The sequence below is a fragment of the Vibrio sp. Vb0304 genome (assembly GCF_033338995.1).
In the GTDB taxonomy this organism is placed as follows: Bacteria; Pseudomonadota; Gammaproteobacteria; order Enterobacterales; family Vibrionaceae; genus Vibrio; species Vibrio alginolyticus.
In genome coordinates, this window is record NZ_JAWOTT010000047.1 from 1 (window position 1) to 5,864 (window position 5,864).

4 protein-coding genes are annotated in these 5,864 nt (G+C 46.0%); all 4 read right to left on the reverse strand.

Annotated elements, in window-relative coordinates; translation table 11 throughout:
- Positions 1–319: 319 nt before the first annotated feature.
- Positions 320–1,837, reverse strand: coding sequence for a lysine--tRNA ligase (gene lysS, locus R7P35_RS23485; RefSeq protein WP_005382861.1), 1,518 nt, complete (start codon positions 1,835–1,837; stop codon positions 320–322).
- A 34-nt stretch (positions 1,838–1,871) separates the two neighbouring features.
- Positions 1,872–2,970, reverse strand: a protein-coding gene (prfB, locus tag R7P35_RS23490) for a peptide chain release factor 2 (protein ID WP_100068604.1) whose coding sequence is annotated in 2 segments (ribosomal slippage) — positions 1,872–2,894 and positions 2,896–2,970 — 1,098 coding nt in all. Because the reading frame shifts where the segments join, the coding sequence is not laid out codon by codon here.
- 173 nt (positions 2,971–3,143) lie between these two features.
- On the reverse strand, positions 3,144–4,883 hold the full coding sequence (recJ, locus tag R7P35_RS23495) for a single-stranded-DNA-specific exonuclease RecJ (RefSeq protein WP_225491975.1): 1,740 nt from the start codon (positions 4,881–4,883) through the stop codon (positions 3,144–3,146).
- Positions 4,884–4,926: 43 nt separating this feature from the next.
- Entirely contained in the window at positions 4,927–5,715 is a 789-nt protein-coding gene (gene dsbC, locus R7P35_RS23500) for a bifunctional protein-disulfide isomerase/oxidoreductase DsbC (protein ID WP_042521854.1), read from the reverse strand.
- Positions 5,716–5,864: the final 149 nt, after the last annotated feature.

Here is a 5,864-nt window from a genome sequence, read left to right on the forward strand (position 1 = left end):
GATAACCAAGGCTCATAAGTACCGCCAACTACCACAAGCGATCCCGGGATGGAGTCCATCTTAAACTGCCCAGCCATTCTCTAACCCTTTTTCATTGTTAATAGAAATTTTGTGCCACAAACTTATCTTTGCGAGCGGGTAACATTATCGAGACTCCGCCCCCTCACGTCTGTCTCAGTATTAAGACTATGCAATAGATTGAGATTTGGCGAATGTTTATTTGCATATCCCATTAAAAAGCAAATGCAACAACTTGAATTAACTTAACTAAAAGGCAAAAAAAACCACCCGAAGGTGGTTTTTTACTCATCCTATCGAATTACGCTTGCGGGCGCATTGCAGGGAATAGGATCACGTCACGGATAGTGTGCGTGTTAGTCAGTAGCATAACCAAACGGTCGATACCGATACCTTGGCCTGCTGTTGGCGGTAGGCCGTGCTCTAGAGCAGTGATGTAGTCTGCATCGTAGAACATTGCTTCGTCGTCACCAGACTCTTTCGCTTCAACCTGTGCTTTAAAGCGTGCATCTTGGTCTTCAGCATCGTTAAGCTCTGAGAAACCGTTCGCTACTTCACGGCCACCGATAAAGAACTCAAAGCGGTCTGTAAAGAACGGGTTATCGTCGCTACGACGAGCTAGTGGAGAAATATCTGCTGGGTAACCAGTGATGAACGTAGGCTGCATTAGCTTAGGTTCTGCTGTTTCACCAAAGATCTCTTCAAGAAGCTGACCACATGTCCAGAAAGGTTCTACTTCAACGTGAACAGATTTCGCGATAGAAACCATTAGATCACGGTTTTGTAGGTCTTCTTCTGTTAGCGCTTGGATTTGCGCGTGGTCTGGGTTGTAGTGCTTGATTGCTTCGAACATGCTCATACGAGTGTAAGTACCACCAAACTCAACCGTTTCATCACCGTAAGGCATTGACGTTGAACCTAGAACTTCTTGCGCCACTGAGCTTAGTAGTTCTTCAGTTAGGTCCATCAGATCTTTGTAGTCTGCGTACGCCATGTAGAATTCCATCATTGTGAATTCTGGGTTGTGGCGTGGAGAAAGGCCTTCGTTACGGAAGTTACGGTTGATTTCGAATACGCGATCAAAACCACCAACAACTAGACGCTTCAGGTATAGCTCTGGCGCGATACGTAGGTACATTGGCATGTCTAGTGCGTTGTGGTGCGTGATAAATGGACGCGCACTCGCACCGCCAGGGATAACGTGCATCATTGGCGTTTCAACTTCCATGAACTGCTTAGAGATCATGAAGTTGCGGATTGCAGACATTACTTTAGAACGTACTACAAACGCTTGACGAGAGTCTTCGTTAACGATCAGGTCAACGTAACGTTGGCGATAACGCATCTCTTGGTCAGTTAGACCGTGGAACTTCTCTGGAAGTGGACGTAGTGCTTTGGTTAGCAACTCGTACTCTTCCATGTTCACGTATAGGTCACCTTTACCAGACTTATGAAGTGCACCTTTAACACCGATGATGTCACCGATATCTAGACCTTGGTATTTTTCTTTAAGTACTTTTTGAACCGCTTTGTCAGCATAAGCTTGGATACGGCCAGAAGTTTCTTGAATTACCAAGAATGGACCACGTTTAGCCATGATACGGCCTGCGATTGCTACTACGTGGTTAAGCTCTTCTAGCTCTTCCTTCGTCTTTTCACCGAACTCTTTCTGAAGGTCGCCCGCTAGTGCGTCACGACGGAAGTCGTTTGGATGGCCGTTCGCTTTGCAGCTCTTTCGGATTGCATCCAGTTTAGCGCGGCGTTCAGCAATCAGCTTATTTTCTTCTAGTACAGTTTCGTTTTGAACAGCATCAGTCATTTTCGATGTATCCTGTTTTTGTCGGTGAAAAGCTTTATAGACCTGATTTCAGGCTAGCTTCAATAAATTTGTCCAGATCGCCATCAAGAACCGCTTGAGTATTACGGTTTTCAATGCCCGTACGGAGGTCCTTAATACGTGAGTCATCCAATACGTAAGAACGGATCTGGCTACCCCAGCCAATGTCAGACTTAGCGTCTTCATTAGCTTGTTTTTCCGCATTTTGCTTTTGCAATTCAAGCTCAAATAGCTTCGCTCGAAGCTGTTTCATTGCCTGATCTTTGTTCTTATGTTGAGAACGGTCATTCTGACACTGAACCACTGTGTTCGTAGGTACGTGCGTAATACGTACCGCAGATTCTGTGGTGTTTACGTGCTGACCACCTGCGCCTGACGCACGGTAAACGTCAATGCGTAGGTCGGAAGGATTAATGTCGATGTCGATGTTTTCATCAATCTCTGGATAGATGAACGCAGAAGCAAATGACGTATGGCGACGACCGCCTGAATCGAACGGAGATTTACGAACAAGACGATGAACGCCCGTTTCAGTGCGTAACCAACCGTACGCATACTCACCAGAGATGCGAACTGTTGCCGACTTAAGACCCGCGACTTCACCTTCAGAGACTTCAATCACTTCAGCTTTGAAGCCCTTCGCTTCTGCCCAACGTAGGTACATACGCAGCAGCATGTTAGTCCAGTCTTGTGCTTCTGTACCACCAGAGCCAGCTTGCAAATCGATGTAACAATCAGAGCTATCGTGGTCGCCAGAGAACATACGACGGAATTCAAGCTTTTCTAGCTTCTCTTCCAACTCAGCAAGTTCTGGTTCAATTTCGTCAAATGTTTCTTGATCTTCTTCTTCTACAGCCAGCTCAAGAAGACCTTCTACATCTTCCACACCTTGCTCTAGTTGATCAATGGTTTCAACAACCGCTTCTAGTGATGCACGCTCTTTACCCAGTGCTTGCGCACGCTCAGGTTCGTTCCATACATCTGGTTGTTCAAGTTCTGCGTTGACTTCTTCTAGACGCTCTTTCTTCGCGTCATAGTCAAAGATACCCCCTCAGGACATTTGTGCGCTGAGACACGTCCTGCAGACGGTTTTTAATTGGATTGATTTCAAACATGTTTACTCAACATTTTAGAATAGAATTTAACCGAGAAATTCTACTGAAAAATGTGACCGAGATACAGGAAAATTTCGGATGAGAAATCAGATTGCGGTGAGAGAGAGCACGGTCATAAAATTTTACACCCACTTCGGGGCAACCGTACTCTATAAGAAAGGTTAATCTAGGTATTACTTAGCTTCGATATGATCGATCATCAATTGCAATGATTGATTACCACGAAATTCATTCACATCCAACTTATACGCGAGACGTACTGTTTTAACCGATGCATCTGGCCATCGGCGTAGATCAACATTGAATGCAATGCCGTCGATCATCATATTGGTAGGGTGACCTTTATAAAGCGGCTCTAACATCAATTTAAGATGCTTCTCACCCACCAGCTTTTGATGCAGTACTTTAAACTCACCATCAAAGATTGGCTCTGGGAAAGCTTGTCCAAAAGGGCCACCCGATCGCAGCTGTTCAGCAACATGCATAGAGAACTCTTCCGGCTTAAGTTCACCATCGGACATGATCACGCCTTTTAGCGCCGCTTCATCGAGTTCCTTTTTTACCACTTCATCAAACAAACGACTGAAACGCTCAAAATCCTGCTCTTTAATCGTTAAGCCTGCTGCCATGGCGTGTCCACCAAACTTGATGATCAAACCCGGGTTTTGCGTGTCGATGAAATCCAACGCATCGCGCATGTGTAGCCCCGGAATAGAACGACACGAGCCTTTAATCGTCCCTTCTCCGCCATCAGCAAATGCAATGACTGGACGGTGAAACTTCTCTTTAATACGCGAAGCCAAAATACCAATCACACCTTGATGCCAATCACGTTGGAACAAGGCTAGGCCATAAGGAAGCTCATTGCCTTCACCAAACTGAAGGCGCTCACAGAAAGCCATCGCTTCTTGCTTCATGCCTTCTTCAATCTCTTTACGTGTTTGGTTCAAGCCATCCAATTCACTTGCCATGCGACGAGCAGCGTGGATGTTGTTACACATCAGCAGTTCAACACCGAAAGACATGTCATCAAGACGACCTGCAGCATTAATACGTGGACCTAAAGCAAAGCCAAAATCGGACGCAACTAAACGACGCGCATCGCGCTTCGCGACCTCAATTAACGCTTGGATGCCGGGACGCGCTTTGCCCGCACGAATACGTTGCAAACCTTGGTGTACAAGAATGCGGTTGTTTTCATCCAATGGAACGACGTCGGCGACGGTACCCAGTGCAACAAGGTCAATCAGTTCCATCAACTTGGGCTCTTGCATCCCCTGTTCTGCAAACCAATTGTGTTTTCGCATATGAACGCATAGTGCCATCATGAGATAAAACGCGACCCCCACACCCGCAAGCGCTTTAGATGGAAAGCTACAGCTCTCAAGGTTTGGGTTCACCATTGCATCCACATCAGGCAACACTTGTCCTGGCAAGTGGTGATCGGTAACAAGCACAGTAATGCCATTTTCTTTTGCGTAACGCACGCCTTCGATTGATGAGACGCCGTTATCCACCGTCATGATCATCTCAGCGCCAAGCTCTAAGGCTTGGTCAACGACTTCTGGACTTAACCCATAACCGTCTTCAAAACGATTTGGCACTAGGTAATCCACATTGTGACTACCAAGCATACGCAGCGCGAGTACTGATAATGCTGAGCTTGTCGCACCATCAGCGTCAAAATCACCGACAACGATGATGCGTTTTTGTTCTTTTATCCCCTGAAACAAAAGATCGACAGCTTGCTCAATCCCCCCGAGTTTTTGATATGAATGCAACCCACGGGCCGACGTTTCTAATTGTGAAAGATCCGTTATCCCACGGTTGATGTAGATACGTTTAAGAATCGGAGGAATGGAATCAGGAAGAAGGGAAAGATCAGGTTCAGGACGTCGTTGAATTTCTATCATGCTTAAAAGAGCCGACAACTTTGCCGACTCTGCTCCTAATGGATTATAGTTGCTTTAAACGTTTCAATAGCTCTGCAGGTGGTAGGTAGCCACCAACCATTTCGCCATTCGGTAAGAAGATTGCTGGCGTACCAGAAATACCCAATTGGCGACCTAGATTGTAATGCGCCTGGATGGTTTCTTTACACTGTTTCAGGTCTTTCGCAGGGTTATCAAATGTACGATTCACTTTCGCGTTGTGCATTGCCGACGCCGGATCTTCAGCACACCAAATCGTTGCCATTTGTTCTGCCACAGGGCCAGTTGCACCTTGGCGAGGGTAAGCCATGTAACGCACTGTAATACCTAGCTCATTATAGCCTTGCATTTGGCTATGCAGACGCACACAGTAACCACATGTGATATCGGTGAATACGGTCACAACGTACTTTTCATCGTCGGCTTTGTATTCGATCATGCTATCGGAGAACTGCGCAATTTTCTCGGCGTTAAGTGGCGCTTGACGCTCTGCTATGACATCTTTGTAACTGCCATCATCCTTAATGGCATAAAGCGTACCGGCGATAAAATGGCTACCATCATTTGAAGCAAACAGGATCCCGCCATTGGTTTGAATTTCCAATAAGCCAGCGACGTCTGATGGTTGAATATCAACGATAGATAAACCAAGCTTTGAGAACTTAGTTTTTAATGCTGCTTCATCAAAGCCGCTCTGGGCAGCTGGCGCCACTTGTTGCGCAGGAGTCTCCGTTTGAGCCTGACTTTCTTCTGCACCACAAGCGGTAACAAAAAATGGTAAAGTCAGCAGAGTTAGTCGGCGTAATACGCTCATGAAATTCACCTTAATGTAAAATCGTTTTTCCAAGAAGACATGGATGAATCTAACCATTGTTATGCTCTTGGGTGGTGTTGACTGTGGATCTGCTTCAATCGTTCAGTCGCCACGTGAGTATAAATTTGCGTGGTCGATAAGTCACTATG